The 26,609-nt window shown below is 68.0% G+C and carries 23 protein-coding genes; 13 read left to right on the forward strand and 10 right to left on the reverse strand.

From position 1 onward, the window contains the following. Positions 1 to 18: 18 nt before the first annotated feature. Complete coding sequence (locus ACSX1C_RS17800) at positions 19 to 951, reverse strand: acyltransferase (RefSeq protein ID WP_439887260.1); 933 nt, start codon at positions 949 to 951, stop codon at positions 19 to 21. A gap of 169 nt (positions 952 to 1,120) precedes the next feature. Between ACSX1C_RS17800 and ACSX1C_RS17805 the strand changes: the two genes are divergently transcribed. The 4 genes from ACSX1C_RS17805 (at position 1,121) to creC (ending at position 6,842) form a co-directional block, all read left to right on the forward strand. Then, positions 1,121 to 2,356, forward strand: coding sequence for an HD-GYP domain-containing protein (locus tag ACSX1C_RS17805; RefSeq protein WP_439889442.1), 1,236 nt, complete (start codon positions 1,121 to 1,123; stop codon positions 2,354 to 2,356). Between the two features lie 221 nt (positions 2,357 to 2,577). Then, positions 2,578 to 4,608, forward strand: coding sequence for a methyl-accepting chemotaxis protein (locus ACSX1C_RS17810; protein WP_439887261.1), 2,031 nt, complete (start codon positions 2,578 to 2,580; stop codon positions 4,606 to 4,608). A gap of 79 nt (positions 4,609 to 4,687) precedes the next feature. Further along, positions 4,688 to 5,416, forward strand: coding sequence for a two-component system response regulator CreB (gene creB / locus ACSX1C_RS17815; RefSeq protein WP_439887262.1), 729 nt, complete (start codon positions 4,688 to 4,690; stop codon positions 5,414 to 5,416). Position 5,417: 1 nt separating this feature from the next. Further along, a complete protein-coding gene (gene creC / locus ACSX1C_RS17820; protein WP_439887263.1) occupies positions 5,418 to 6,842 on the forward strand; it encodes a two-component system sensor histidine kinase CreC in 1,425 nt (474 codons plus the stop codon). 10 nt (positions 6,843 to 6,852) lie between these two features. On the opposite strand, the gene mgtE is transcribed toward creC, so the two are convergent. After that, complete coding sequence (gene mgtE, locus ACSX1C_RS17825; protein ID WP_439887264.1) at positions 6,853 to 8,505, reverse strand: magnesium transporter; 1,653 nt, start codon at positions 8,503 to 8,505, stop codon at positions 6,853 to 6,855. Positions 8,506 to 8,831: 326 nt separating this feature from the next. On the opposite strand from mgtE, the gene ACSX1C_RS17830 reads away from it, so the two are divergent. From ACSX1C_RS17830 to ACSX1C_RS17850, 5 genes are all read left to right on the forward strand, one after another. After that, entirely contained in the window at positions 8,832 to 9,266 is a 435-nt protein-coding gene (locus ACSX1C_RS17830; RefSeq protein WP_318643918.1) for a CBS domain-containing protein, read from the forward strand. A gap of 148 nt (positions 9,267 to 9,414) precedes the next feature. After that, positions 9,415 to 10,773 (forward strand): cell envelope integrity protein CreD, encoded by a 1,359-nt coding sequence (gene creD / locus ACSX1C_RS17835; RefSeq protein WP_439887265.1) that lies wholly within the window; start codon positions 9,415 to 9,417, stop codon positions 10,771 to 10,773. Positions 10,774 to 10,821: 48 nt separating this feature from the next. Continuing rightward, on the forward strand, positions 10,822 to 11,124 hold the full coding sequence (locus ACSX1C_RS17840; protein WP_318643916.1) for a hypothetical protein: 303 nt from the start codon (positions 10,822 to 10,824) through the stop codon (positions 11,122 to 11,124). A gap of 118 nt (positions 11,125 to 11,242) precedes the next feature. Then, complete coding sequence (locus ACSX1C_RS17845; RefSeq protein WP_439887266.1) at positions 11,243 to 11,521, forward strand: hypothetical protein; 279 nt, start codon at positions 11,243 to 11,245, stop codon at positions 11,519 to 11,521. Then, positions 11,518 to 12,048 (forward strand): hypothetical protein, encoded by a 531-nt coding sequence (locus ACSX1C_RS17850; protein WP_439887267.1) that lies wholly within the window; start codon positions 11,518 to 11,520, stop codon positions 12,046 to 12,048. Before ACSX1C_RS17845 ends, ACSX1C_RS17850 begins: the two co-directional genes overlap by 4 nt. On the opposite strand, the gene ACSX1C_RS17855 is transcribed toward ACSX1C_RS17850, so the two are convergent. Continuing rightward, positions 12,036 to 12,662, reverse strand: coding sequence for a glutathione S-transferase (locus ACSX1C_RS17855; protein ID WP_439887268.1), 627 nt, complete (start codon positions 12,660 to 12,662; stop codon positions 12,036 to 12,038). The two genes, ACSX1C_RS17850 and ACSX1C_RS17855, sit on opposite strands and share 13 nt — an antisense overlap. Before the next feature lie 249 nt (positions 12,663 to 12,911). Here ACSX1C_RS17855 and ACSX1C_RS17860 point away from each other — a divergent pair, with 249 nt between their 5' ends. Together ACSX1C_RS17860 and ACSX1C_RS17865 are read left to right on the forward strand one after the other, a co-directional pair. Beyond that, positions 12,912 to 13,178: a DUF4212 domain-containing protein gene (locus ACSX1C_RS17860; RefSeq protein WP_318643912.1), complete on the forward strand. Its 267-nt coding sequence runs from the start codon at positions 12,912 to 12,914 to the stop codon at positions 13,176 to 13,178. Positions 13,179 to 13,189: 11 nt separating this feature from the next. Continuing rightward, complete coding sequence (locus tag ACSX1C_RS17865) at positions 13,190 to 14,956, forward strand: sodium:solute symporter family protein (protein WP_439887269.1); 1,767 nt, start codon at positions 13,190 to 13,192, stop codon at positions 14,954 to 14,956. Positions 14,957 to 15,275: 319 nt separating this feature from the next. Here ACSX1C_RS17865 and ACSX1C_RS17870 read toward each other — a convergent pair whose 3' ends face one another. The 5 genes from ACSX1C_RS17870 to ACSX1C_RS17890 form a co-directional block, all read right to left on the reverse strand. After that, complete coding sequence (locus ACSX1C_RS17870; RefSeq protein ID WP_439887270.1) at positions 15,276 to 15,854, reverse strand: SCO family protein; 579 nt, start codon at positions 15,852 to 15,854, stop codon at positions 15,276 to 15,278. A 36-nt stretch (positions 15,855 to 15,890) separates the two neighbouring features. After that, positions 15,891 to 17,741 carry a multicopper oxidase family protein gene (locus ACSX1C_RS17875; RefSeq protein WP_439887271.1) on the reverse strand — a complete coding sequence of 617 codons (1,851 nt, stop codon included), beginning with the start codon at positions 17,739 to 17,741 and terminating at the stop codon, positions 15,891 to 15,893. Between the two features lie 306 nt (positions 17,742 to 18,047). Further along, positions 18,048 to 18,758: a 3'-5' exonuclease gene (locus ACSX1C_RS17880; protein ID WP_439887272.1), complete on the reverse strand. Its 711-nt coding sequence runs from the start codon at positions 18,756 to 18,758 to the stop codon at positions 18,048 to 18,050. Further along, a complete protein-coding gene (locus tag ACSX1C_RS17885) occupies positions 18,755 to 20,686 on the reverse strand; it encodes a putative nucleotidyltransferase substrate binding domain-containing protein (protein WP_439887273.1) in 1,932 nt (643 codons plus the stop codon). Before ACSX1C_RS17885 ends, ACSX1C_RS17880 begins: the two co-directional genes overlap by 4 nt. Positions 20,687 to 20,813: 127 nt before the next feature. Then, the gene (locus ACSX1C_RS17890; RefSeq protein WP_439887274.1) at positions 20,814 to 22,991 is read right to left on the reverse strand and encodes a malate synthase G; all 2,178 of its coding nucleotides are present in this window, start codon (positions 22,989 to 22,991) and stop codon (positions 20,814 to 20,816) included. A 291-nt stretch (positions 22,992 to 23,282) separates the two neighbouring features. On the opposite strand from ACSX1C_RS17890, the gene ACSX1C_RS17895 reads away from it, so the two are divergent. Both ACSX1C_RS17895 and ACSX1C_RS17900 read left to right on the forward strand, forming a co-directional pair. Then, complete coding sequence (locus ACSX1C_RS17895) at positions 23,283 to 23,741, forward strand: GNAT family N-acetyltransferase (protein ID WP_439887275.1); 459 nt, start codon at positions 23,283 to 23,285, stop codon at positions 23,739 to 23,741. A 45-nt stretch (positions 23,742 to 23,786) separates the two neighbouring features. Further along, positions 23,787 to 24,305: a glycine cleavage system protein R gene (locus ACSX1C_RS17900; protein ID WP_439887276.1), complete on the forward strand. Its 519-nt coding sequence runs from the start codon at positions 23,787 to 23,789 to the stop codon at positions 24,303 to 24,305. 292 nt (positions 24,306 to 24,597) lie between these two features. Here ACSX1C_RS17900 and rarD read toward each other — a convergent pair whose 3' ends face one another. Both rarD and ACSX1C_RS17910 read right to left on the reverse strand, forming a co-directional pair. Beyond that, positions 24,598 to 25,491 (reverse strand): EamA family transporter RarD, encoded by an 894-nt coding sequence (rarD, locus tag ACSX1C_RS17905; protein ID WP_439887277.1) that lies wholly within the window; start codon positions 25,489 to 25,491, stop codon positions 24,598 to 24,600. A gap of 139 nt (positions 25,492 to 25,630) precedes the next feature. Then, on the reverse strand, positions 25,631 to 26,605 hold the full coding sequence (locus ACSX1C_RS17910) for a serine/threonine protein kinase (protein WP_439887278.1): 975 nt from the start codon (positions 26,603 to 26,605) through the stop codon (positions 25,631 to 25,633). Between the last annotated feature and the right edge of the window lie 4 nt (positions 26,606 to 26,609).

A 26,609-nucleotide genomic window follows, 5' to 3' on the forward strand; every position in this document is an offset into this window, starting at 1 on the left:
AAACGAAAGTCGGCCCGGCTACTCGCCCATCCGCTGGGCTTCGCCCAGGGGGGCGGTCTCGCCGTGCAGCTCCTCGCGTAACCGGGCGATGCGCTCGTCCTTCTCCCGCCACAACTGGGTCACCCAGTCCTGCATCTGGCGCCGGAACGCCGGGTCGTTCTGGTAGTCGCCCTGGTACAGCGCCGGGTCGAGGGCGTGGCTGCGAATGTCCACCACCACCCTGGGGACCTGGCCGCTGATCAGCGCCCAGAACCCGGGAATCCGCGTGCCCGGGTAGACCAGGGTCACGTCCAGCACCGCGTCCAGCTGCTCGCCCAGGGCGGCGAGGACGAAGGCCACGCCGCCGGCCTTGGGCTTGAGCAGGTAGCGATAGGGCGAGCCCTGCTCGGCATGCTTGGTCGGGGTGAAGCGGGTGCCTTCCAGGTAGTTGACCACGGTCACCGGCAAGTCCCGGAACTTCTCGCAGGCGCGCTTGGTGATGGCCAGGTCCTGGTCCGCCAGCTCCGGGTGCTTGGCCAGCAGGGCCTTGGAATGGCGCTTCATGAAGGGGTAGTCCAGCGCCCAGAAGGCCAGGCCGAGAAAGGGCACCCAGATCAATTGCTGCTTGAGGAAGAACTTGAAGTAGGGCGTCTTGCGGTTGAACGCCTGGACCAATGCCGGGATGTCGACCCAGGACTGGTGGTTGCTGATCACCAGGTAGGAGGTGTCCTGGCGCAGCTCGGCGCTGCCGCGAATGTCCCATTCGGTCGGCAGCAGGGCGGCGAAGATCAGCTTGTTCAGTTCCGCCCAGGTCTCGGCCACCCACATCACCCCGCGCGAGCAGGCGGCCTTGGCGGCCCGGCCAGGCAGGGCGAACTTGCCCAGGGCGATCAGCAGCAGCGGACCGATCAGCACCAGGGTATTGAGCAGAAGCAGCAGGGTGACGCAGAGGCCGGTCAGCAGGCGGCGCATGGCAACTCCTTGTGGTGCGCGGCGTGGGTCCGGCCATGATAAGCAGGCCGGTCGCGGCGTCCAAGCCGCAGCACCGGCTGTGCGCGACAAAAGCCCGGGCCTGGGCGGTGCCATCCTCGGCAATGGCTTATGCTTATGCCGTTCATTGGTCCTCGCCGTGGTCGTTGCCGTGCTCAAACGCATTCCTGTCACCGCATTGCTCGAAGGCATGTACATCCATGAACTGTGCGGCTCCTGGATGGAGCACCCGTTCTGGAAGACCCGCTTCCTGCTGGGCAGCGACAAGGACCGGCAACGCATACTCGACAGCGGCATCCGCGAGGTGTGGATAGACACCGGCCGCGGCCTGGATCTGCCGAGCGGCGAGACGGTCGAGCAGGTCCAGGCCGAGACCGAGGCGGTCTTGCTCGCCGCCGCGCCGACGGCGGTCACGGAGGGGGGGCGGAAGGTCGCCCAGCGCGCCCTGGAAGAGGAGATCCAGCGGGCGGCCAGGCTGTGCGACAGCTCCAAGCGCGCGGTGATGGCGATGTTCGGCGACGCGCGCATGGGCCGGGCCATCGAGGTCGGGCGGGCGGGGGAGCTGGTCGATGATATTTCCGCTTCCATCCTGCGCCAGCCCAATGCACTGATCAGCCTGGCGCGCCTCAAGCATGCCGACGAGTACACCTATATGCACTCGGTGGCGGTCTGTGCGCTGATGATCGCCCTGGCGCGGCAGCTCGAGTTGTCCGAGGCGCTGGTGCGCGAGGTCGGCATGGCCGGGCTGCTGCACGACATCGGCAAGATGTGCATCCCCCCGACGGTGCTGAACAAGCCGGGCAAGCTCACGGACAGCGAGTTCGCCACCATGCGCGAGCACCCCGAGGCCGGCGCCCGCCTGTTGATCGACAGTCAGCAGGTCAGTGCGTTGGTGCTGGACGTCTGCCTGTATCACCATGAGAAGGTCGACGGCAGCGGTTACCCCCATGGCCTGGCAGGCGAGCAGATCAGCCTGCTGGCGCGCATGGCGGCGGTCTGCGACGTGTACGACGCGGTCACCTCGGATCGCCCCTACAAGGCCGGTTGGGAGCCCGCCGAGTCGATCCGCAAGATGGCCGGCTGGAAGGGCCACTTCGACGAGCAGGTGTTTCAGGCCTTCGTCAGAACCGTGGGCATCTACCCCACCGGCTCGCTGGTGCGTTTGCAGAGCGGGCGCCTGGGGGTGGTGCTGGAGCAGCACGAGCAGTCGCTGCTGACGCCTATGGTCAAGGTGTTCTTCTCGGCCAAGAGCAAGCAGCCGATCCCTCAGGAGGTCATCGACCTGAGCAAACTCGTCGGCCGCGAGCGCATCGTCGGTCGCGAGTCGGCCGCCGACTGGGGCTTTCGCAACCTCGATGAACTCTGGACGGGGTTGCCGCAGGGCTGATCCGGCCGCGCCGTCCTCCTCGGTTCCCGCGTTCGGCTCCGCGACGGGTCGTGGCCTGCCGCGCAGTATCCTCGATGCTCAAGCGTCGCATCGACATGGCTTGGCCTATGCTGCAGGCGGATGCCGGCGAACTGACGCCAGTTACGCGGCGTGATTCTTGCTTCAAGGGGTTCGTTGACGCATTCGCTGTCGGGATGCGGGGGACTCGACGAGGTGTCGCTATGACCGGAATACTCACACCAGGCGTCCGCCTGTTGGAGCGCTTCAGCTTCGCGCGCAAATTCCAGCTGTTGTTTGTCCTGTTCGTGCTGCCGCTGGCCTATGCGCTATGGGGCATCAGCAGCGACCATCTGGCACGATTGGACCTGCTCGATCGCAAGATCGAGGGCATGCGTGGGGTGCAGGGGCTGTCCGGCGTGCAGCGGGCTCTGATCGAGCAGCAGACCCTGTTGTCGCGCTGGAAGGGCACCGATGCCCAGGCCGAGCCCTTGCTCAAGCAGCGCGCCGGCGGGCTTGATCAGGCCCTGGAGCAGGCCGCGCTCGCCTTGGCCGACAGCCGGCCGAGTAGGATGGCGACCGACCTGCTGGCCGAGCTGCAGGGCTCGCGTCCGCAACTGACGGCCGAGGTACTGGGCAAGATGGCGTTACCCGATGCCTTGGAGCGTTACCAAAGCACCCTGATGCAACTGGCCGTGCTGCGTGAGCAGCTGGCCACGGACAGCGGCCTGATTCTTGCCGCGGACCTCGACACGGCCCTGCTTACGGAGCAGCTGACCCTGACCCTGCCGCTGATGCTGGAGCGGCTCGGCAGCTTCGTGGCGCATGGCTATGGTGCGGTGCTGTCGCAGCGCTTCACCCTGCAGAACCGCCTGCTGATCGGCGAGCTGCGCCGCGGGCTGGAGGAGTCGCAGAGCCAGCTGATCAAGGCGCAGACCAGCTTGGAGCAGAGTGCCCCGGATGTGATGCTGTCGTTGCAGGAGCCCTTCGCACAGGCCCGGCGCGACCTTGAGCAGTTCCTGGCCGAGGTCGATCGCGACATGTTCGAAGCCAGCCCCATGAGCCTCAGTCCTGAGCAGCTGGTGCAGCGTACCGAGGCGTTGCAGAGCGCCTTGCAGGCGCTGCAGCAGGCGCTTTATCAACAGTTTGACACGAGTCTGGGCGACTACCGTCGGGACGCGCAGTTGGCCATGGCCCGAGTGATCGGTCTGTTCGCCGGGCTGACCCTGCTGGCGCTCTATGTGCTGCTGTGCCTCAACGCCTCGATCCGCCGCAGCACCGCGGGGATCATCGACGCGGCCCAGGGCCTGCGCGATGGCGACCTGCGCGTGCAGATGCAGGTGCACGGCGCGGATGAGCTGGCGAACATCGCCCTGGCCCTGAACACCGCGGTGGACCAGTTGCGCGGCTCGCTGCAGGGGGTCGATCAGGAGAGCCAGCAGCTCGGCGGCACGGTGCAGTCGCTCAGCCGCCAGGCCCAGGATGCCCTGGCCGCGGTCGAGCAGCAGCGCGGCCAGGTCAGCCAGATCGCCGCGGCTGCCACGCAGATGGCCGCCACCGCCCAGAGCGTGGCGCAGAGCTGCGAAGCGGCGGCGATGGAGGCCGGGCACACCCGCGACATCGCCAACCAGAGCAACCAGCGCAGCGTGCGCACCAGCGCCAGCATGCGCCAGCTGAGCAGCCGCCTGGGCAGCAGTGCGGCGACCCTGCAGCAGCTGCGCGAGCAGACCGAGCAGATCACCCGGGTGGTCGACGTGATCAAGGGCATCGCCGAGCAGACCAACCTGTTGGCGCTCAATGCCGCGATCGAGGCGGCGCGGGCCGGTGACCAGGGCCGCGGCTTCGCCGTGGTCGCCGACGAAGTGCGCTCGCTGTCCCAGCGCACGCAGAACTCCACCGCCGAAATCGCCGAGACCGTGGCCAACCTGCACAAGGTGGTCGGTCAATCGGTGACCCTGATGGAGGAGGCCGTACGCCAGGCCGAAGGCGACGTCGGCAGCGTGCTGGCCATGGGCGAGGACCTGGCCGGCATCGTCGAGTCGGTGCAGCGGGTCAGCGACCGCCTGGCGCAGATCGCCACCGCCGCCGAGCAGCAGGCGGCCACCGCCGATGAGGTCAGCGGCAATATCCAGCGGGTCGACCAGGGGGCCAGCGCCCTGCTCGACGGCGCTCAGGCGGTCAGTGGCGTCGCCGAGCAGCTGCGCCGTGGCAGCGACGGCCTGGCGCAGAACACCGGGCGGTTCCAGTTGGATTGAGCCGCGCGGCGCCCCGCTTGACGCGTGCGACGCCGCTGGCGCAGTCTGCCGGCCGAGACCGCCGCGCCGCAGGACGCCCATGCCGCACATTCTGATAGTCGAAGACGAAGCCGCGATTGCCGACACCCTGGTCTACGCCCTGCAGGCCGAGGGCTTCGCCACCACCTGGCTGAGCCTGGCCGGCGAGGCGCTGGAGCGTTTGGCAGGCGAGGCCTTCGACCTGCTGATTCTCGATGTCGGCCTGCCGGACATCAGCGGCTTCGAGGCCTGCCGGCGCCTGCGGCGTTTCTCCGAGGTGCCGGTGATCTTCCTCACCGCCCGGGATGCCGAGATCGACCGGGTGGTGGGCCTGGAAATCGGCGCCGACGACTATGTGGTCAAGCCCTTCAGCCCGCGGGAAGTGGCCGCGCGGGTCAGGGCCATCCTCAAGCGGGTCGGGCCGCGATCGGTTGGGCCGCATTCGGTCGGGCCGGGTTCGGTCGAGCCGCGCCCGGCCGGGCCCGCGGCGCTCGCAGAGGGTGCCTTTCGGGTCGATACCCAGCGCTTTCAGATCCACTACCTGGGCCAGGCGCTGACCCTGACCCGCCACGAGTTCCGCCTGCTGCAGGCCCTGCTGGCACAGCCCGAGCGGGTGTTTTCCCGCGAGCAGCTGCTCGACGCCCTGGGCGTGGCCCGCGATGTCGGCTACGAGCGCAGCATCGACAGCCATATCAAGAGCCTGCGCGCCAAGCTGCGCCGGGTCGCCGCCGACCGCGAGCCGATCCAGACCCACCGCGGTCTGGGCTACAGCTGCAGTCCGGAGCGCTGAGATGCCCCTGGGCGTACGCATCTTCCTGGTCTACTTCCTGTTCGTCGGCCTGGCCGGCTGGTTCGTGTTGAGCACGGTGATGGACGAGATACGTCCCGGGGTGCGCCAGTCCACCGAGGAGACCCTGGTCGACACCGCCAACCTGCTGGCGGAGATCCTGCGCGAGGAGGTCAAGGCCGGCCGCCTGGCCCACAGTCGCCTGCCCGAGCTGCTCCAGGCCTATGGCCAGCGCCGGCCCGGGGCGCAGATCTGGGGCGTGGAGAAGAGCCGGGTCAACCACCGCATCTATGTCACCGACGCCGCCGGCATCGTCCTGCTCGATTCCAGCGGAGACGCGGTGGGGCAGGACTACTCGCGCTGGAACGACGTGTTCCTCACCCTCAAGGGCCAGTACGGCGCCCGCTCCAGCCGCGAGGACCCGAATGACCCGGACTCCTCGGTGATGTACGTGGCGGCGCCGATCAAGGACGGCGAACGGATCATCGGCGTGGTCTCGGTGGCCAAGCCCAATCGCACCCTGCAGCCCTATATCGAGCGTTCCCAGCAGCGCCTGGGCTGGCTCGGCGCCGGACTGATCGGCCTCGGCCTGCTGATCGGCGCGCTACTGTCCTGGTGGCTGAGCGCCTCACTGCGCCGGCTGACCCGCTATGCCCAGGCCGTCAGCGCCGGGCAGCGCGCCGAGTTGCCCAGCCTGCACGGCGGCGAGCTGGCGCAACTGGCCGAGGCGGTCGAGCGCATGCGCACCGAGTTGGAGGGCAAGGCCTACGTCGAGCGCTATGTGCACACCCTGACCCACGAGCTGAAGAGCCCCCTGGCGGCCATCCGCGGCGCCACCGAGCTGCTGGACGGGGACATGGCGGCCGAGCAGCGCCGGCGCTTCGTCGGCAATATCGACCAGGAGGCCGGGCGCATGCAGCAGCTGATCGAACGCCTGCTGCACCTGGCCCAGGTGGAGCAGCGCCAGGGGCTGGAGGAGCGGGTCCGGGTGCCGCTGCAGGAGCTGTTCGCCGCGCTGCTGCAGGCCCAGCAGGCCCGCATCCAGCGCGGCGCACTGCGCATCGACAACCGCCTTCCCGCCGAACTGGCGGTGCGCGGCGAGCGCTTCCTGCTGCGCCAGGCCCTGGCCAACCTGCTGGACAACGCCCTGGACTTCACCCCGGCCGGCGGGCTGATCGACTGCAGCGCCGAAGCCTGCGGCGAGCGGGTCGAGCTGCGCCTGTTCAACCAGGCCGAGGCCATTCCCGACTACGCCCTGGCGCGGCTGAGCGAGCGCTTCTACTCCCTGCCGCGCCCCGGTGGCGGGCGCAAGAGTAGCGGCCTGGGGCTGAATTTCGTCGAGGAGGTGGCGCAGCTGCACGGCGGCGTGCTGCGCATCGGCAATGTCGCAGGCGGGGTCGAGGTCGTCTTGAGTCTGCCCCGCGCCTGAGCCCCGGGCGCTACAGCAGCAATACGCTGGCCAGGCCGAGGAAGGCGAAGAAGCCGACGATGTCGGTGACCGTGGTGAGAATCACGCTGCCGGCCAGTGCCGGGTCGATGCCCATGCGCTCGAGCAGCAGGGGCAGGCCCCAGCCGGCCAGCGCCGCGCACAGCAGGTTGATCAGGATGGCGCTGCCCAGCACCGCCCCCAGCCCCCAGTTGCCGAACCAGAGCACGGCCAGCAGGGCGATGACCGCCGCCCAGAGCACGCCATTGAGCACCGAGATGCCCAGCTCGCGGTTGAGCAGGATGCGCAGGTTGCCCTTCTGCACCTGGCCCAGGGCCAGGCCGCGGATCACCAGGGTCAGGGTCTGGCTGCCGGCGATGCCGCCCATGCTCGCCACTATGGGCATGAGCACTGCCAGCGCCACCAGCTGCTCGAGGGTGGCCTGGAACAGGCCGATCACCCAGGCGGCGCAGAAGGCGGTGATCAGGTTGATGCCCAGCCACACCGCGCGGCGGCGCGAGCTGACCAGCACCGGGGCGAAGATGTCCGCCTCGTCGTCGAGACCGGCCATCTGCATCAGGGTGCGCTCGGAGTCTTCGCGCATCAGGTCGGCCACGTCGTCCAGGGTGATGCGGCCGATCACCCGGTTATCCTCGTCCACCACCGGCGCGGACAGCAGGTCGAGCTCCTTGAACCGCTGGTCGACCTCGCTGCCGCTGGCGCTGGCGGCGATGCCGACGATGGCGCTGTCCAGCAGCTCGGCGACGGGGCGGTCGAGGTCGGCGGTGACCAGCACGCTCAGGCGCAGCCCGCCCCGGTAGTGGCCCTTGCGGTCGACCACCATCAGCAGGTCGGTCTGCGGCGGCAGCGTCTCCAGCAGGCGCAGGTAGCGCAGCACGGTGCTGACCTTGACGTCGGCGCGGATCTGGATCACGTCGGCGTTCATCAGGCCGCCGGCCGAGTCTTCGGGATAGGCCAGCATCGACTCCAGCTGGCTGCGCTGGCTGGCGCTGCTGGCGCGCAACAGCTTGGTGCCCAGCTCGCCGGGCAGGGTCTGGATCAGGTCGACCCGGTCGTCGAGTTCCAGGTGGGCGGCCGAGGCGATCAGGTCGTCGAGGTCGAGCTCCAGGGCCAGGGCCACCCGAATCTCGTCGTGCAGGTAGATCAGCACCTTGCCGGCCCGTTCGGTCTCGACCATGCTCCAGACGCTGCGGCGCTCCTCCGGCGGCAGCGCCTCGAGCAGGCCGGCGACCTTGGCCGGGTGCATGCGATGGAGAATCTTGCCGACCCGCTTGAGCTTCTTCAGGCCCAGGGCGTCGCGGATGGCCTCCAGGTGGTTGATCTCGCTCTTGCCGCTGTCCAGCGTCGAGTCCTGGTTGGCCTGCGGCGCATCGGCCGACTCCCCGGCCAGCTGCCGGCGCAACTTGATGCTCAGGTGCGGCAGGACGCGTCCCTCGCGCGCCGGGTCGATCTGCTGCCACAGCGCCAGGCGCTGCTCGGCCTCGAGCAGTTCGAGCATGGCGGCGACCTTGGCCGGATGCATGCGCCCCAGCAGCTTGCGCACGCGCTTGTTCTTCCCGGCTTCGAGGGCCTGGATGATCTGTTCGCTGTCGCTGCGGCTCGCTGCGTCTTTAACGTGGCGCGCCTCGGGGTCGGTGGTCGTCATAGGGGCCAAGGCCGGGCAAAGGGTGGCAGGGTGTCACTGGCGCAGGACATTGTCGCAGTAGGGAGTATGGCCCAGCTACGGCGCTGGATGGCGAGACGGAGCGTTTGCGGCGTCGCGTCCTGGCCGCGCGGCGAGACTACAGAGGTTTGCACGACGCGAACAAGGTCTCCGGGCCGGTTGGCCAGGCACTCCGTCCTGCTCGGCGCCGGCGGCGAATGGCAGGCCCGGGCAGGGGGGCGGCGGCTTCGTCGAGCAAGTTGGCTATTATTGAAGTCGCTGCGGCTCGCCGGCCGCGGCGCCTACCCCTCCACTCCGGGAAGCCTTGTATGAAGACAGTCGCCGAGATTCTCCGCAGCAAGCTGCACGCCGCGGTCTACAGCGTAAGCCCCGAGACGTCGGTGCTCGATGCCATCAAGCTGATGGCCGAGAAGGGCATCGGCGCCCTGGTGGTGTTACAGAACGGGCGCCTGGCGGGCATCGTCAGCGAGCGCGATTACGCCCGCAAGGTGGCCCTGCTGGAGCGTTCGGCCTTCTCCGCCCAGGTCAGCGAGATCATGACCGCCGAGGTGGTCACCGTCGGTCCCAGCCAGTCGGCCCAGGAGTGCATGCAGCTGATGACCGACCGCCACCTGCGCCACCTGCCGGTGATGGCCGAGGGCGAGTTGATCGGTCTGCTGTCGATCGGCGACCTGGTCAAGGAGACCATCGCCGAACAGGCCCGCCTGATCCAGCAGTTGGAGCAGTACATCCGCGGCGAGTAGCCGCCCGCGGTTTTCTCGAGGCGCCCGGTTGCAGGCGGTGGCCGGGCGCCTCCCCCGAGTCTCCACACAATCTCCACCGTTGCGGCATAAAACCTCCCCATGGCCTGGCCAGACTCTCCCCACCCTAGTCATTGCGGAGAGCCGTACCATGAACCGACCCCTGGCCTTCAAGCTGGGCGCCATCGCCCTGTTGATCCTGCTGTTGCTGATCCCCCTGTCGATGATCGGCGGCCTGGTCTCCGAGCGTCAGCTGCAGCGCGATGCCGTCTTGCAGGACATCGCCCGCAGTTCCAGTTATCGCCAGCAACTCACCGGGCCGATCCTGGTGCTGCCCTACACCAAGGTGCTGCACGAGTGGAAAACCCAGGCCAAGACCGGCGAGCGCTACCTGGAGGAGCGTCAGGTACGCGGGCGCCTGTACTTCCTGCCGGAGCGCTTCGAGCTCAATGGCCAGGTGGTCACCGAACTGCGCGCGCGCGGCATCTACCAGGCGCGCCTGTACCACAGCGACAACCAGGTCAGCGGCCTGTTCAAGCTGCCGGCGCGCATGGGGCTGGGCGATGACCTGGGCCTGTACCAGTTCGAGAGGCCGTTCCTGGCGGTGGGCATCAGCGATATCCGTGGCATCGGCAACGCCCTGCAGTTGCGCCTGAACGGCGCCAGCCTGGATTTCCAGCCGGGCAGCGGCGACGAGCGCCTCGGCGCCGGGGTGCATGTGCCGTTGCCGGCGCTGGACAGCCAGGGCGGGCAGCGCCTGGAATTCGCCTTCGACCTCAAGCTGCAGGGCACCGAGCAGCTCAGCGTGGTGCCGGTCGGGCGCGACAGCCGGGTCAGGCTGCAGGCCGACTGGCCACACCCGAGCTTCGTCGGCGAGTACCTGCCGAACCAGCGCGAGGTGAGCGACCAGGGCTTCACGGCGCAGTGGCAGACCAGCTTCTTCGCCACCAACCTGGAGCAGAGCCTGCAGGCCTGCGTGCGCAAGGACAATTGCCAGGAACTGTTCGGCCGGCGCTTCGGGGTCAGCTTCGTCGACCCGGTGGACCAGTACCTGAAGAGCGACCGGGCGATCAAGTACGCCCTGCTGTTCATCAGCCTGACCTTCGCCGTGTTCTTCCTCTTCGAGGTGCTCAAGCGCCTGGCCGTGCACCCGCTGCAGTACGCCCTGGTCGGCCTGTCCCTGGCGCTGTTCTACCTGCTGTTGCTGTCGCTGTCCGAGCACCTGGGCTTCGCCCTGGCCTATGGCCTCTCGGCCTCGGCCTGCGTGGCGCTGAACGCCTTCTATGTCAGCCATGTGCTGCACAGCCGGCAGCGCGGCGGTGCCTTCGGCGCGCTGCTGGCGGCGCTCTATGCCTTGCTCTACGGCCTGCTCAGCGCCGAGGACTATGCCTTGCTGATGGGCTCGCTGCTGGTCTTCGGGGTGCTCGGCTGCGTGATGGTGCTGACCCGCAACCTGGACTGGTATGGCGTCGGCAAGAGCGGCGCCAGCGCGCCGGCCAGCACCCTTTGATCCATGTTCGGCGCGGCTCTGGCCGCGCCCTCTCGGGAGACCGTGACGATGCGCCTGTTCCTGCAATTTTCCGCCTGCCTCGCCCTCGGCGTGGTGGTCGCCGCGCTGCTGCTGATCGGCCTGATGTTCTGCGGCCAGTTCGGCCTGATCGACGGCCTGCTGTTCACCGGCAAGCCGCTGGCGCAACTGAGCCTGGCCGTGCTGCCCGAGCCGTTCTGGGTCGGCTTGAGCGGGGTGGCGGACGCCCCGCGCAACCCCTCGGTACAGTCCTTTCTGGCGCTCTGCGCGGCCCTGGGCCAGGTCGGCATGCTGCTGGCGCTGGGCTTCATGCGCCTGTGGTACCGGGCATGAGCGGTCATGTCGGCTTGCGCGAGGAGGCGCGCCTGGGGCATCTGCTGGCGCGGCGCATCGCCCGCTTGTTCATGCCGGACGGCAAGCCCGCGCGGGCACAGCGGAGGGAGAGCCCGCCATGTCGCTGAAATCGCGTGCGGCGTGGCACTTCATGGCGGGACTGATGGCCGGTAGCACCCTGGCTTATCTGCTGGCCGTGCTGCTGGGCTTGCTGATGCCGTCCTGGCCGTTCAATGCCTTCTTCACGCCGCTGGCCGCGCTGGGCCTGGCTCTGCAGGCACCTTACCTGTGGCGCCCGGTTGAGCCTTGCGGAGCCCGTTGGTGCCAGGGCGCCTCTCTGGGCGCTGCTGTACTAGCGCTGGTCTGGCTGTTCTACTGCTACGGATGGCCGACATGAATCAAGTGACGGCTGGGCTGTGGCTGGTCGGCAGGCTGCTGTACCGCGCGCTCATGCTCTGGCTGTGGTTGCTGCTGCTGTTCTACCTGGGTTTCAAGCTGGCCGAGTATGGCCAGGCAATCGATGCGTTGCCGGCGCAGCTGGAGGTGGAGGGCGTGATACTGATCGGCGGCGAGAGTGGTATTCGCGAGGGCTGTGGTGTGGCGGTGTTGCGCCTGTCGTCCGCCATGCGTGTGCGCCTGCAGCGCGAGGGCCTTGCGGCGCTGCAGGAGGCGCGCCAGGCGCGCGGCTACCCGGAAAGGGACTACTACCGCTACCAGGCCTGGCAGACCACGCCGGCCAAGGGCGCTGCGGAGGGGCTTTCGCCCATTATGCTTGGGCTGCAGTGCGCCGATGCCGATGACGAACTGACGGCGCGAATCAGCAGGGCCAGCCAGGAGGCGGGGGGCTACTACAGCCAGAAGGACGAGGGCGCCCTGCTGTTATTGCCGCGCGAGGGGCTGGTTGTCTTCGGCTACTTCGGCTGAGTCGCCTGCAGCGACGGCCGCCGGCTGACCTCGGCATACCAGGCCGCCAGCTGCGGGCAGCGCTGGCGCCAGCCCAGTTCGGGCTGGCGCAGGTCCAGGTAGCCGATGGCGCAGGCCAGGCCGATGGCGGCGATGTCGAAGCGGCTGCTCAACTCGGCGATCGCCTCGTTCTCGAAGTGCTGCAGGCTCTGGTCGATCTTCGCCCGCTGGCCGTCCAGCCACTCGGGCCAGCGCTTGTCCGCCGGGCGCAGGAAGGTCTCGTAGCGCATCAGCACCGCGGCGTCGAGGATGGCATCGGCCAGCGCGGCCAGGCTCAGGCGGCGCCAGCGGGCGCTGCCGCCGGGGGGGATCAGCGGCTCGCCGACGTGCTGCTGGTCGAGGTATTCGAGGATCACCCGGCTATCGACCAGCACGTTGCCGTCGGCCAGGCGCAGGGCGGGGATCTTGCCGGCCGGGTTCTGCGCGTTGACCGTCGCGCTGGGGGCGGTCGGGCTCAGCTGCACCTCCTGCAGGGCGACCCGGTCGAGCTGGCCGGTCTCGTGCAGCAGCACCAGGGCCTTGCGCACGAAGGGCGAGGCGGGTGAGTAGAGCAGGGTCATGCTGGGGCTGGACATGGGCACTCCTCGATCGGGGTTGCCGGCAGAGTAGCAGTGCCCCGGCGGCAGCACTAGCCGCCTAACCGCCTCGCGGCGGCGCATGCGACTTTGGTCGAACGGCCTCGCCGGGGAAGGGGCGCAAGGCCCCAGGCGCCGCCTGGCGTGGGCCTGGGCGCCGCCGCACTCGACCAAAGTCTCACAGCCGTTTGCCAAGGGGGCTGCTAAGTTGCAAGTGTCAAAACAACAAAAACCCTCGAGGAGTCCCTCATGTCCGCTAGCAAGCAAGAGGCCGCGACGGCCTACTGGAAGGACAACCTGCGGTTGATGCTGATACTGCTGGCCATCTGGTTCACGGTGTCGTTCGGCTGCGGGATCCTGTTCGTCGAGCAGCTCAACCAGATCCAGTTCTTCGGCTTTCCCCTGGGCTTCTGGTTCGCCCAGCAGGGTTCCATCTACGTGTTCGTGGCGATGATCTTCTTCTACGTGTGGAAGATGAATCAGTACGACCGCAAACACGACGTCCACGAAGACTGAAGGCGCCGAGCATGGATACCCAAACCCTGATCTACCTGTTCGTCGGCGCGACCTTCGCGCTCTATATCGGCATCGCCCTGTGGACCCGTGCCGGCTCCACCAGCGAGTACTACGTCGCCAGCAAGGGCGTGCATCCGGTGCTCAACGGCATGGCCACCGGCGCCGACTGGATGAGCGCGGCGTCCTTCATCTCCATGGCGGGGATCATCTCCTTCGTCGGCCTGGACGGCAGCGTCTACCTGATGGGCTGGACCGGCGGCTACGTGCTCCTGGCCATGTGCCTGGCACCCTACCTGCGCAAGTTCGGCAAGTTCACCGTGCCGGACTTCATCGGCGAGCGCTACTACTCGCAGACCGCGCGGCTGGTGGCGGTGGTGTGCGTGATCTTCATCTCCTTCACCTACGTGGCCGGGCAGATGCGCGGCGTCGGCATCGTCTTCTCCCGTTACCTGGAAGTGGACATCAACACCGGCGTGATCATCGGCATGTGCATCGTGTTCTTCTACTCGGTGCTCGGCGGCATGAAGGGCATCACCTACACCCAGGTGGCGCAGTACTGCGTGATGATCTTCGCCTACATGGTGCCGGCGATTTACATCTCCATGCTGATCACCGGCAACCCGATCCCGCAGCTGGGCTTCGGCAGCGAGGTGGTGGGCACCGGCCAGTCCGTGCTCGAGCGCCTCAACGGCCTGGGCACCGAGCTGGGCTTCGGCACCTACACCGACGGCAGCAAGTCGACCATCGACGTGTTCTTCATCACCATGGCGCTGATGGTCGGCACCGCCGGCCTGCCCCACGTGATCGTGCGCTTCTTCACCACCCCGACCGTGCGCGATGCGCGCAAGTCGGCCGGCTATGCGCTGCTGTTCATCGCCATCCTCTACACCACCGCCCCGGCCGTGGCCGCGTTCGCCCGCACCAACCTGCTGACCACCATTCCGGGGATCAGCTACGAAGAGGCGCCGCAGTGGATCAGCAACTGGGAGAAATCCGGTCTGATCGCCTGGCTGGACAAGAACGGCGACGGCAAGATCCAGTACGGTCCGGGCGCACCCTTCGTCGGCAACCCGAGCTTCGCCGACGAGCGTGGCGAGCATGGCCAGCGTCTGGTGACCAACGCCCCGACCGAGGCGGCCACCGAGCTGTACGTGGACCGCGACATCATGGTCCTGGCCAACCCGGAAATCGCCAACCTGCCGGGCTGGGTGATCGCCCTGATCGCCGCCGGTGGCCTGGCCGCCGCGCTGTCCACCGCCGCCGGCCTGCTGCTGGTGATCTCCACCTCGATCTCCCACGACCTGCTCAAGAGCAACATCATGCCGAACATCAGCGAGAAGGGTGAGCTGCTCGCCGCCCGTATCGCCGCCGGTGTGGCGGTGGTGGTGGCCGGTCTGTTCGGCATCTACCCGCCGGCCTTCGTGGCGCAGGTGGTGGCGTTCGCCTTCGGCCTGGCGGCGGCCTCGTTCTTCCCGGCCATCGTCATGGGCATCTTCTCCAAGAAGATGAACAAGGAAGGGGCGATCGCCGGCATGGTGGTGGGCCTGGCCTTCACCTTCAGCTACATCGTCTACTACAAGTTCATCAACCCGAGCGCGGGCCCGAACGAGTGGTGGTTCGGCATCTCCCCCGAGGGCATCGGTACCCTGGGCATGATCTTCAACTTCGTGGTGTCGATCATCGTGGCCAAGCTGACCTCGGCGCCGCCGGAGCACATCCAGCACATCATCGAGGACATCCGCATCCCCCGTGGTGCCGGTGCCGCGATCGACCACTAAGCCAGCGTGCTGCTCCGCAACCTACAACGCCCCGGAAACGGGGCGTTGTCTTTTCTGGCCGCCGCGGCGCGGCGCTGTACGAAAAACGAGCGCCGGGCCGCAGGCCCGGTCGGCCCTGGCCTGCGCCGCCGAGGGCACAGCTTATCCACAGGGCGATGCACAGATACTGTGTCTAACTGCCGAGCTATCTCGTTGAATTGGCTCAATAAATGACCAGATTGCGGGAGCCCTTGCGGCGCCTGGCCCGCAGGCCTGTCGCTACAGCTTGTCCAGAGGCTGTCCACAGCGCTATCCACCGCCGCTGTGGGTAACGCGCCGGCTAGGCCTCGACATGCTCGATGGTGCCCAATATCTGCCGCGGGCTGGCCAGGGCGGCGGCCATGGTCCAGCGCCGGTAGCGGTCGTTGCCGATGCGCAGCATGCCGGTGTGGTTGTTCTTGTCGGCGTCGAGCAGCGGGTCGGGGTCGTAGAAGCCGAGGCTGTAGCGCAGCTGCTCGACCTCCTCGGGGGCGCCGGTGAGCAACAGCCAGCCGGGGCCTATGCCCTGCTGCGCGGCGTAGTCCCTGAGCACCTCCGGGCTGTCCAGCTCCGGCTGCAGGCTCAGCGAGTAGAGAAACACGTCGCGCCCGACCCGCTCGCCCAGCAGCCTGTACACCTGGCGCAGGTTGGCCGTGGCGGCGGGGCAGATACCGGCGCAGGCGACGTACATCATGTTGATGGCGACCACCTTGTCGCGCACCAGGTCGTCGTAGAAACGCACCGTCTGGCCCGTGTGGGTCTGCAGCAGGGTATTGGGCAGGCGCCGGTCGCCGGTCCTGGTGCGGCCTGCGGTGTGCAGGCCGAGCGCGGCGACGCCCAGGGCGCCCATGCCCAGCAATAAGCCTCTGCGTGTGTTCATCTGCCTTGCACCTCGTGCATGGGGTCCCGGCGCCGGTCAGGCGTCGTCCGCGTCTTCGCCCTCGACGTCCCAGCGCACCATCATCGCGTGGTCCTCGTGGATCACGTTGTGGCAGTGCATGACGTACTTGCCGGTGAAGTCGCGGAAACGCACCAGCACCCTGATGGTCATGGTCTGGTCGAGTTCGAACACGTCCTTGCGCCCGCGTTCATGGGGCGGTATCGGGATCTCGACGTCATCCTCGCTCTTGCTGAGGATGCGTCCTTCCTCCAGGTGCAGGTGGATGGGGTGCGACCAGCCGCCGGACTCGCCCACCAGCTCCCAGATCTCCGCGCTGCCCTTCTTGATCTTGGCCCTGGGGTTGTGCACGTCGAACAGCCGGCCATTGACCGTCCACAGGCCGCTCTTGCGGTCGAACTCCCAGCGCCGCACCTTGAGCTTGGCGAGCTCCTCGGCGCTGGGCAGCTCCGGCAGCGGCCGCAGCGTGGCCGGCACCTGGCTCAGGTCCTGCTGCGCGGGGTAGGCGTCGACGATGAACTTCAGCACCCGGGTGCCCGGCGCCCTGACGTCCTTGGGCTTGCGCGTGCTCTCCTGGCGCAGGCGGTTGACCAGGTAGAGCTCGGTGCCGATCGGGTAGCGGGAGAAGTCCACCACTATGTCGGCGCGCTCGGCCACGGCCAGGCGCACGCTGCGCTGGTCGAGCAGCGGCGCCGGCAGCAGGTTGCCGTCGTTGGCGATATAGGTGAAGCGCTGCGGTCTGTCCCGGGCGTCGACCAGGTAGAACTCGTAGAAGCGGCTGGGCCCGCTGTTGAGCAGGCGCAGGCGGTACTTGCGCGCATCCACGCGCAGCACCGGCTCGATCTTGCCGTTGACCGTCACCTTGTCGCCCAGTACGCCCTCGACGTGGAACTCGTCCCAGAACAGGTAGCCCTGCGGGTCGAAGCGCTTGTCGCCGAAGGCCAGGGGGTAGTCGTAGCGGCCGCTGGGCAGGCGCAGGGCCGTCGTGCTCGGATCGCTCTCGTCGCCCGAGTCGATAGGGTCGAACAGCAGGTAGAAACCCGCCAGGCCGCGGTAGACGTTCGGCGCGGTGAAGTCCTCGGTGTGGTCATGGAACCAGAGGGTGCCGAGGGCCTCGTTGGGGTCGCCGATGCCCCCGCCGTGCTTGGCCCGCCAGTCGTCGTAGCCGGCATAGACGTTGGGGTAGAAGTGGTCCTTGAAGCGCCCCTTGCCGCCGTTGGGCCCGGTTTCCTTGAGGGTCGGTCCGGCCTTGTCCTCGCGGTAGTAGTCCCCCGGGTAACCGTCGCAGCCGGAGGACATGTGCAGGTTGTGCAGGTGGGTGGAGATCTCCGGGCTGCCGAAGCCCACGTGATCCTTGGGCAGCTCGTTATGGAAGCGGCAGACCACCGGCTTGCCGTAGCGGGCCAGGATGGTGGACGGCAGGGTCGCCTCGTCGCCCGCGCTGACGTAGGTCCAGGCGGTCTGGGTGGGCAGGTCCGGGTGAAAGCGCCAGGGCACGGCCTTGGCCCTCAGCTCATAGAGGGTCGGGGCGCCGAGGGCGGCGACGAGCTCGTCGAAGCGCTGGTGGGATTCGCGCCCGGCCTCCTCGTCGTCGTATTTCGGCTCGGCCTCGGCGGCCGGGACCAGGACGTCGGCGGGCCGCACCGGGACTATCGCCCTGGGCAGTTCTTCCAGCCAGGGCCGGGTCCGCGGGCTGGGCGGAAACACCGGCTGCGGCGTGGTCACCCACAGCGCGGCCTGGCCATGGCGTGGGTGCAGCAGCGGCGTCGCCATGGCCGCCGCCGACAGCTTGAGGAAGCGGCGCCTGGAAGGCCCCTCGGCCGAGTCGTCGGCAGGGGCGCGGTCGGTGTTCGTGCGCTTCTCGTTCATCACGGCTCTCCCCGTTTCCGCCGGGAACCCGACGAAAATCCTCTCATTCGACTCATGGAGAACGGCGGTGAGACGAAACTGCGCAGCGGCCCCTCCAGCATGGCGCGTGGGGACAACCAACACGTGCTAGCCCTCTAACTAAAGCCAGGGGCCTCGGGTCTGTCAATTTGCTGGCGAGTTTCCGGTTGTGGGTTGTCTGGTTTTGTAACTGGCTGATTTAGATGGGTTAAAAGGTTTTTAATGCCTTTTTTTGGCCGGCGGCGGCGCCCTAGTGCGAAAACTGTCTAGGTCGGCCAGGGGGCCGGACTAGAGCGCCAGCTGATGGGCGCGTTGACGCCGGCGCCAGCCGGCCAGGCGTTGTTGCAGGGCCGGCAGGCTGTCCAGTCGCTGGCGCCGCGCCTGGCTGAACAGGATCAGCGCCAGCTCGGCGGTGATCAGGGCGTCGGCGCTGGCATGGTGGCGCTGGTGCACCTGCAGGCCGAAGTGGCGAGCCCAGTCGTCCAGGCCGCCGCGGCGGATAGTCGCCTGGGGACAGAGCAGCGGCGCCAGCTCGGCGACATCGAAGAAAGGATGGCGCAGGCGCTGGCCCAGGTGCTGCTTGAGGGCGCGGCCGAGCATGCGCTGGTCGAAGGCGGCGTGGAAGGCCAGCAGCGGGCTGTCGCCGACGAATTCCATGAAGTCCAGCAGGGCTTCGGCCGGTTCGCTGCCGGCGGCGATGCTGCTGGGCGTCAGGCCGTGGATCAGCACGCTGGCGCCCAAAGGCTGGTCGCAGCTCAGGGTGCACTCGAACTGCCGGGCCAGGTCGATGGCGCCGTTCTCGATCAGTACCGCGCCGATCGACAGCACCTGATCGCGCTTGGTGTCCAGGCCGCTGGTCTCCAGATCCAGCACCACCAGGCGTTGCTCGGCCAGCGGCCGAGCGTCCAGCGGCGCCGGCGGCGCCAGCCGCGCACGACGCTCCAGATGCTCTGCGCGCAGGGCCGGACCGCGACCGGTCAGCCAGCGGAACTGGCTCATAGCTGATACCTCAGGGCCAGGCTGCTCTGCAGGCGCTGGGCCTGGCGGAAGGATTCGCGCAGGATGCGCCGGTCCAGGTGGTTGAGGCTGTCCGGGTCGAGGCGGTTGGAGTAGGGCTGGTGCTCGCGGGCCTGCAGCTGGTGCTGCTGCATGCGGGTCTGCTGGATGAAGTGATAGGCCTCCTCGAAGGCCGCGCCATCGAGTCGTTCGATGACCTTCTTGGCGATCAGTTCGCGCAGCCGCTCCAGGGTGTTGCAGCTCTCGATGCCGTGGGCCAGGGCGAGCAGCCGGGCGCCGTCGACGAAGGGCGTCAGGCCCTGCACCTTGAGGTCGAGGGTGTCCTTCTCGGCGCCCTTGCGCGCCACCACGAAGTCGCGGAAGCGGCCAATGGGCGGGCGCTGGCGCAGGGCGTTCTCGGCCATCATGCGCTGGAACAGGCTGTGCCCGTGGATGCGCCGCAGCAGTTCCTCGCGGACCTGCGCGCAGCCTTCCGGCGGGCCCCAGACCACGCGCATGTCGAAGTAGATGCTCGAGGCCAGCAGGTTCTCCGGCGTGGCTTCGTCGATGAAGCCGGCGAAGCGCCGCGACCATTCCTGGCGCGACAGGCACAGCTCGGGGTTGCCGGCCATGATGTTGCCCTTGCACAGGGTGAAGCCGCAGCGGGCCAGGCGCTGGTTGATCTCGGCGGCCAAGGGCAACAGGCGTCGGCGCATCTCGGCGGCCGCGGTCTTGTCCGCGGCTTCGAACAGGATGCCGTTGTCCTGGTCGGTGTGCAGGGTCTGTTCGCGGCGCCCCTCGCTGCCGAAGCACAGCCAGGTGAAGGGCACGCCGGGATCGCCCAGGTCCTCGAGGGTCAGCTCGATCACCCGGCACACCGTGTGGTCGTTGAGCAGGGTGATGATATGGGTGATCTGGGTCGAGCTGGCGCCGTGGGCCAGCATGCGGTCGACCAGCAGGCGGATGTCGTCGCGCAGGGCGGTCAGGGTCTCGACCCGCCCGGCATGGCGGATGGTGCGCGCCAGGTGCACCAGGTCGACCCGTTGCAGGGAGAACAGATCGCGCTCGGAGACCACGCCGCACAGGCGCTCGTGTTCGACCAGGCAGACGTGGGCGATGTGCCGCTCGGTCATGGCGATGGCCGCGTCGAAGGCGCTGGCATCCGGCGGCAGGTGGAAGGGGGCCGGGGTCATCAGGCGCTCGATCGGTTGCTCCAGCGACTCGCCGGCGGCGATCACCCGGCGCAGGTCACGCAGGGTGAAGATGCCCAGGGGCCTGTGGGCCGGGTCGAGTACGACGATGCTGCCGACGTGCTGCTCGTGCATCTGCTTGACCGCCTCGCGCAGCGGCGTATCCGGCGCGCAGCCGATCGGCTGGCGCATGGCCAGTTCGCCCAGGCGGGTATCCAGCGAATACTGCGCGCCGAGGGTCTCCACCGCGCGCAACTGCACCTGCTGGTTGACCTGGTCGAGCAGGCTGCTGACCCCGCGCAGGGCGAAGTCGCGCAACGGGTTGGATACCGCGAACAGCTTGACGAAGGCGGCCTTGGGCAGCAGCAGGCAGAAGCAGTCTTCCGCGGCCAGGTGCTCGGTGCGGGTGGCGCGCTCGCCGATCAATGCGGCCAGGGGGAAGCATTCGCCGCTGGTGATCTCGAAGGTGGTCTCGCTGCCGCGGCGTGCCGAGTGCGGCCGCTCGCCGTGCACCCGGCCCTGCTTGACGATATAGAAGTGCTCCACCGGGCCGTCGGCCGGCTTGATGATGGTTTCGCCCTCGCCATAGAAGCGCAGCTGGCAGCGCTCCACCAGGTAGGCCAGGTGGGCCGTGTCCATCTGGTTGAAGGGCGGGAACTTCTGCAGGAACTCCATGGTGCCGTGGATGTTCTGCATCACCGCGGCCTTGCCCGCCTGGGCGAAGTCATCCGCTGTGCTCATGGGCGCTCTCGACGGGTCACTGAGGGGCTATGGTCGGCGCTGCGCGGCCGGTTGCCCATTGGACCTAAGTCTAGCGCCAATAAAAAACCGCCCCGGAGGGCGGTTCTTGCCGTGCAGCTGCGCGGAGTTACAGGTCGTTCTTTGCCTTGAACTCGCGGCGGCGGCGGTGCAGCACCGGCTCGGTGTAGCCGTTGGGCTGCTTGGCGCCCTCGATCACCAGCTCCAGGGCGGCCTGGAAGGCGATGTTGCCGTCGAAGTCCGGCGCCATCGGCCGGTACAGCGGGTCACTCGCGTTCTGCCGGTCGACCACCGGGGCCATGCGCTTGAGGCTCTCGACTATCTGCGCCTCGCTGGCGATGCCGTGGCGCAGCCAGTTGGCCAGCAGCTGGCTGGAGATGCGCAGGGTGGCGCGGTCTTCCATCAGGCCGATGTCGTTGATGTCCGGCACCTTGGAGCAGCCGACGCCCTGGTCGATCCAGCGCACCACGTAGCCGAGGATGCCCTGGGCGTTGTTGTCCAGCTCGTTCTGGATTTCCTCGGCCGACCAGTGGGTCTCGGCGGCCAGGGGGATGCTCAGGATGTCGTCGACCGAGGCCGGGGTGCGCTGGGCCAGTTCGGCCTGGCGGGCGAACACGTCGACCTGGTGGTAGTGCAGGGCGTGCAGGGTGGCGGCGGTCGGCGACGGCACCCAGGCGGTGTTGGCGCCGGCCAGCGGATGGGCGACCTTCTGCTCGACCATCGCCGCCATCAGGTCGGGCATGGCCCACATGCCCTTGCCGATCTGCGCGCGGCCCTGCAGGCCGCAGGCCAGGCCGACGTCGACGTTGTTGTTCTCGTAGGCGCCGATCCACTTCTCGCCCTTCATCGCCGCCTTGCGCACCATGGCGCCGGCCTCCATGGAGGTGTGGATCTCGTCGCCGGTGCGGTCGAGGAAGCCGGTATTGATGAACACCACGCGCTCGCTGGCCGCCTGGATGCAGGCCTTGAGGTTGACCGTGGTGCGGCGCTCCTCGTCCATGATGCCGACCTTGAGGGTGTGGCGCGGCAGGCCGAGGACGTCCTCGACGCGGCCGAACAGCTCGTCGGTGAAGGCGACCTCTTCCGGGCCGTGCATCTTCGGCTTGACGATGTACACGCTGCCGGTGCGGGTGTTGTGGCGGCTGGTGTTGCCGTTGAGGTTGTGGAGGGTGATCAGGCTGGTGACCAGGCCGTCCATCATGCCTTCCGGCACCTCGAAGCCCTGGCCGTCGACGATGGCGTCGATGGTCATCAGGTGGCCGACGTTGCGCACGAACAGCAGGGAGCGGCCGTGCAGTGTCAGCTCGCCGCCGTCCGGCTGGGTATAGACGCGGTCCGGGTTCATGGTGCGGGTGAAGGTCTGGCCGCCCTTGGATACCTGTTCGGTCAGGTCGCCCTTCATCAGGCCCAGCCAGTTGCGGTAGACCACCACCTTGTCGTCGGCATCGACCGCGGCGACCGAGTCCTCGCAGTCCATGATGGTGGTCAGGGCGGCTTCCATCAGCACGTCCTTGACCCCGGCGGCATCGGTGCTGCCGATCGGGCTGTTGGCGTCGATCTGGATCTCGAAGTGCAGGCCGTTGTGCTTGAGCAGGATGGCGAACGGCGCGTGGGCGTCGCCCTGGAAGCCGACCAGCTGGGCATCGTCGCGCAGGCCGCTGTTGCTGCCGCCCTTGAGGCTGACCAGCAGGCGGCCGCCTTCGATGCGGTAGCCGATGGCATCGGCGTGGGAGCCGGCGCCCAGCGGCGCGGCCTGGTCGAGGAAGGCGCGGGCGAAGGCGATGACCTTGTCGCCGCGGACCTTGTTGTAGCCCTTGCCCTTCTCGGCGCCGCCTTCCTCGCCGATCACATCGGTGCCGTACAGCGCGTCGTACAGCGAACCCCAGCGGGCGTTGGAGGCGTTCAGGGCGAAGCGCGCGTTCATCACCGGCACCACCAGCTGCGGACCGGCCAGGCGGGCGATTTCCTCGTCGACGTTCTGGGTGCTGACCTTGAAGTCGGCAGGCTCCGGCAGCAGGTAGCCGATCTCCTCGAGGAAGGCCTTGTAGGCCGCGGCGTCGTGGGCCTGACCGGCGCGGGCCTGGTGCCAGGCATCGATCTGCGCCTGCAGCTGGTCGCGCTTGGCCAGCAGGGCGCGGTTCTTCGGCGCCAGCTCGTTGATCACGGCTTCGACGCCGTTCCAGAAGGCGTCGGCGGCGATGCCGGTCCCGGGGATGGCTTCGTTGTTCACGAAGTCGAACAGCACTTTGGCGACCTGCAGGCCACCGACTTGAACGCGTTCAGTCATCACTTGCCTCACTCTGCTCAGCTCTTCAGCTTTACTCAATAGCCGCTTGGAACCTGGGGTTTACGTCTTGTAGTCCGTGGCGCGGCATACTACATCAAGATATCGGGAAAATCAGCGGGTGCGCGTCGCTCCGCGACCGGAAAGTGCCGTGCAGTCACGTCATGGGATTTTTGTGCACAAGATTTGTAATTATTGTTTCATAAAAATGTTTGAACGGTACACGGATAATTGCCGGCGTCGGCGGCGGGTTGCTGGGGCCTATACTGCGGGCTTATTGCACGGAGTTGAGCGATGCATATACAGCCGGCCACCATGGACGACCTCGACGAGCTGAGCGGGCTGTTCGCCGCCTATCTGCAGTTCTACGAGGTGGACAAGCCGCTGTCTGCGATACGCAGTTTCCTGGCCGAGCGCCTGGAGCGTGGCGATTCGGCGCTGCTGCTGGGGCGCGACCCGGCCGGTGGGGCGCTGGGGTTCGTCCAACTCTATCCGTTCAGCGCTTCCCTGGCGCTGCGCCCGGCCTGGCTGCTGAGCGACCTCTACGTGGCCCCGGCGGCGCGCCGGCGCGGCGTCGGCGAGGCCCTGATGAATGCCGCCCGCGGTCATGCCGAGGCGTCCGGCGCCTGCGGTTTGCAACTGGAGACGGCGAAGGGCAATCTGGCCGGGCAGGCACTGTACGAGCGCCTGGGCTATGTGCGGGACGAAATGTTCTATACCTATTGGCTAGGCCTGCCCGAGCGAGGTGGCTGATGCCGCGGGCGCTGCCTGCGCCCGATCAAGACGAGGGGGCTTTCCATGGATCATCTGGTACTTACCGTCATCGCCCAGGATCAACCGGGCGTGGTCGAGCGGGTCGCCCAATGCGTGAACACGCATGGCGGCAACTGGCTGGAGAGCCGCATGTCGCGTATGGCCGGGCAGTTCGCCGGGATACTGCGCGTCGCCGTGCCGAGCGAGGCCCGCGCCGAACTGGTCGATGAACTGCAGGGGCTGGCCGCCCAGGGTATTCGCGTGCTGCTGGCGGAGGGCGGCAGCGAGCCGTCGGGCGGCTGGAAACCCATCCACCTCGACCTGGTCGGCAACGACCGGCCGGGGATCATCCGCGATATCACCCGGCTGCTCACCGAGCAGGGGGTCAACCTGGAGAGCCTGGTCACCGAGGTGATGCCGGCGCCCATGAGCAGCGAGCCGCTGTTCCATGCCGAGGCACTGCTGGCGGTGCCGCAGGGGCTGTCCCTGGAGGCGTTGCAGGCCAAGCTGGAGACCCTGGCCGACGATCTGATGGTCGAGCTCAACCTGCGCGCCGAAGCCTAGAGGCCACGATATCCACGGCCACGGTGGGCAGCGCTGTGGATAACCTGGGGAGCACCGACGCTGGCGCTAGTGCCCCGTGGCGTGCCGTGAGTCGATTAAAAAACCAGCAATTTCAACGGCTTGTTCACAAAGGCCGGGGATTGTTCTGTGGATAAGCACGGGATGACTGGCCCGGGCCCAGGCCGGGCGCGGCCTGGGCCCGGCTGGGTGTTTTCTGATCAGGCGCCGCGTGCCGCATGGGCGGCCTGGCGAACATCGCTGGGCTCGGCGTCCGGGGCGTGGTGTCCTGGGATCAAGCCCGGCCCCGGCGTCTCAGGGTCAGCCAGGCGTCCAGGCTGTACAGCGCCAGGCCGGCCCAGATGCAGACGAAGGCCAGCAGCCGGCTCGGGTCGAAATGCTCGCCGAACACCCACACCGCCAGCAGCAGCACCAGGGTCGGGGCGATGTACTGCAGGAAGCCCAGGGTGGTGTAGGGCAGGTGGCGGGCGGCGGCGTTGAAGCACACCAGCGGCACCAGGGTGATGGGCCCGGCGGCGATCAACCAGAGCGCCTCCGAGGTGCTCCAGAAGGGCGCCTGGCTGCTCATCGCCGCGGGATGCAGCAGCAGCCAGCCGAGGGCCAGCGGCAGCAGCAGCCAGGTTTCCACCACCAGGCCGGGCAGGGCGGCGACCGGCGCCTGCTTGCGGATCAGCCCGTAGAAGCCGAAGGTCAGAGCCAGGGCCAGGGACACCCAGGGCAGGCTGCCGACCTGCCACACCTGCTGTACCACGCCCAGGGCGGCCAGGCCCACGGCCAGCCATTGCAGGCGGCGCAGGCGCTCGCCGAGCAGCAGCAGTCCGAGCAGTACGTTGACCAGCGGGTTGATGTAGTAGCCCAGGCTGGCCTCGAGCATGCGCTCGTTGTTCACCGCCCAGACGTAGATCAGCCAGTTGCTGGCGATCAGCACGCCGGAGGCCGCCAGCACGGCCAGGCGCCGGGGGTTGTCGCGCAACTCGCGCAGCCAGCCCGGGTGTTTCCACAGCAGCAGCAGGGCCGCGCCGAACAGCGCGGACCAGAGCGCGCGATGCACGACGATCTCCAGAGCCGGAACGCTCTGGATGGCTTTGAAGTAGAGGGGGAACAGGCCCCAGATGATGTAGGCGGTGAGGCCGAGAATGTACCCGCGGCGCGGGTTGGCGGTGGCCATGCAGAGTCCTTGCTTAGGCAGCTAACAAAGCCTTGGATTCTAGTCGGGTCATTCACCGGCTGTCTGTGGCGGCGGCGCTTTTCTTCCAGGGCCCAGCGCGCCGTCTGTAAAACCTTCGTTACAGCCTCGGCCGCCTGTTTCAGAACAGTCTCAGCGGTTCCTCGTCCAGCGCCGCCAGCTGCTCGCGCAGCATCAGCACCTGCTCGCCCCAGTAACGCTCCGTGCCGAACCAGGGGAAGCTGTGGGGGAAGGCCGGGTCGTCCCAGCGCCGGGCCAGCCAGGCGCTGTAGTGCATCAGGCGCAAGGCGCGCAGGCCTTCGATCAGCGGCAGCTCGCGGGGGTCGAAGTCGTGGAACTCCTGGTAGCCGTCCATCAGCTCGGACAGTTGGCCGAGGCGCTCGTGGCGCGGGCCTGCCAGCATCATCCACAGGTCCTGCACGGCAGGGCCCATGCGGCAGTCGTCGAGGTCGACCATGTGGAAGGTCTCGTCGCGGCACAGCAGGTTGCCGGGGTGGCAGTCGCCGTGCAGGCGGATCGCCTGCACCGGGGTGTTGGCGAACAGGCCGTCGAGCCGCTTGAGCAGATCCCGGGCCACCGACTCGTAGGCCGGCAGCAGGCTGCGCGGAATGAAGCCGCCGTCGAGCAGGGTGGCCAGCGAGGCGTGGCCGTAGTTGTCCACGCCGAGGTGTTCGCGGTGGCTGAACGGCCGGGTCGAGCCGACCGCGTGCAGGCGGCCGAGCAGCTGGCCGAGGCGATACAGCTGATCCAGATTGCCCGGCTCCGGGGCGCGGCCGCCGCGACGGGGGAACAGGGCGAAGCGGAAGCCGGCGTGCTCGAACAGGGTCTCGCCGTCGCGCATGAGCGGTGCCACCACCGGCACCTCGCACTCGGCCAGTTCGAAGCTGAAGCCGTGTTCCTCGCGGATCGCCGCGTCGCTCCAGCGCTGCGGGCGGTAGAACTTGGCGATCAGCGGCGCCTGGTCCTCGATGCCCACCTGGTAGACGCGGTTCTCGTAGCTGTTCAGCGCCAGGACCCGGGCGTCGCTGAGGTAGCCGAGGCTCTCCACGGCATCCAGGACCAGGTCGGGGGTGAGGGCGTCGAAGGGGTGGGACATGGTC

Origin of the sequence: Pseudomonas sp. MBLB4123 (assembly GCF_051904775.1) — a bacterium.
GTDB lineage: Bacteria > Pseudomonadota > Gammaproteobacteria > Pseudomonadales > Pseudomonadaceae > Aquipseudomonas > Aquipseudomonas benzenivorans_B.

Coding starts and splice junctions, on each gene's coding strand:
- ACSX1C_RS17800 (WP_439887260.1), bottom strand. CDS start 951: ATGCGCCGCCTGCTGACCGGCCTCTGCGTCACCCTGCTGCTTCTGCTC.
- ACSX1C_RS17810 (WP_439887261.1), top strand. CDS start 2,578: ATGACCGGAATACTCACACCAGGCGTCCGCCTGTTGGAGCGCTTCAGC.
- creB (WP_439887262.1), top strand. CDS start 4,688: ATGCCGCACATTCTGATAGTCGAAGACGAAGCCGCGATTGCCGACACC.
- creC (WP_439887263.1), top strand. CDS start 5,418: ATGCCCCTGGGCGTACGCATCTTCCTGGTCTACTTCCTGTTCGTCGGC.
- mgtE (WP_439887264.1), bottom strand. CDS start 8,505: ATGACGACCACCGACCCCGAGGCGCGCCACGTTAAAGACGCAGCGAGC.
- ACSX1C_RS17830 (WP_318643918.1), top strand. CDS start 8,832: ATGAAGACAGTCGCCGAGATTCTCCGCAGCAAGCTGCACGCCGCGGTC.
- creD (WP_439887265.1), top strand. CDS start 9,415: ATGAACCGACCCCTGGCCTTCAAGCTGGGCGCCATCGCCCTGTTGATC.
- ACSX1C_RS17840 (WP_318643916.1), top strand. CDS start 10,822: ATGCGCCTGTTCCTGCAATTTTCCGCCTGCCTCGCCCTCGGCGTGGTG.
- ACSX1C_RS17845 (WP_439887266.1), top strand. CDS start 11,243: ATGTCGCTGAAATCGCGTGCGGCGTGGCACTTCATGGCGGGACTGATG.
- ACSX1C_RS17850 (WP_439887267.1), top strand. CDS start 11,518: ATGAATCAAGTGACGGCTGGGCTGTGGCTGGTCGGCAGGCTGCTGTAC.
- ACSX1C_RS17855 (WP_439887268.1), bottom strand. CDS start 12,662: ATGTCCAGCCCCAGCATGACCCTGCTCTACTCACCCGCCTCGCCCTTC.
- ACSX1C_RS17860 (WP_318643912.1), top strand. CDS start 12,912: ATGTCCGCTAGCAAGCAAGAGGCCGCGACGGCCTACTGGAAGGACAAC.
- ACSX1C_RS17865 (WP_439887269.1), top strand. CDS start 13,190: ATGGATACCCAAACCCTGATCTACCTGTTCGTCGGCGCGACCTTCGCG.
- ACSX1C_RS17870 (WP_439887270.1), bottom strand. CDS start 15,854: ATGAACACACGCAGAGGCTTATTGCTGGGCATGGGCGCCCTGGGCGTC.
- ACSX1C_RS17875 (WP_439887271.1), bottom strand. CDS start 17,741: ATGAACGAGAAGCGCACGAACACCGACCGCGCCCCTGCCGACGACTCG.
- ACSX1C_RS17880 (WP_439887272.1), bottom strand. CDS start 18,758: ATGAGCCAGTTCCGCTGGCTGACCGGTCGCGGTCCGGCCCTGCGCGCA.
- ACSX1C_RS17885 (WP_439887273.1), bottom strand. CDS start 20,686: ATGAGCACAGCGGATGACTTCGCCCAGGCGGGCAAGGCCGCGGTGATG.
- ACSX1C_RS17890 (WP_439887274.1), bottom strand. CDS start 22,991: ATGACTGAACGCGTTCAAGTCGGTGGCCTGCAGGTCGCCAAAGTGCTG.
- ACSX1C_RS17895 (WP_439887275.1), top strand. CDS start 23,283: ATGCATATACAGCCGGCCACCATGGACGACCTCGACGAGCTGAGCGGG.
- ACSX1C_RS17900 (WP_439887276.1), top strand. CDS start 23,787: ATGGATCATCTGGTACTTACCGTCATCGCCCAGGATCAACCGGGCGTG.
- rarD (WP_439887277.1), bottom strand. CDS start 25,491: ATGGCCACCGCCAACCCGCGCCGCGGGTACATTCTCGGCCTCACCGCC.
- ACSX1C_RS17910 (WP_439887278.1), bottom strand. CDS start 26,605: ATGTCCCACCCCTTCGACGCCCTCACCCCCGACCTGGTCCTGGATGCC.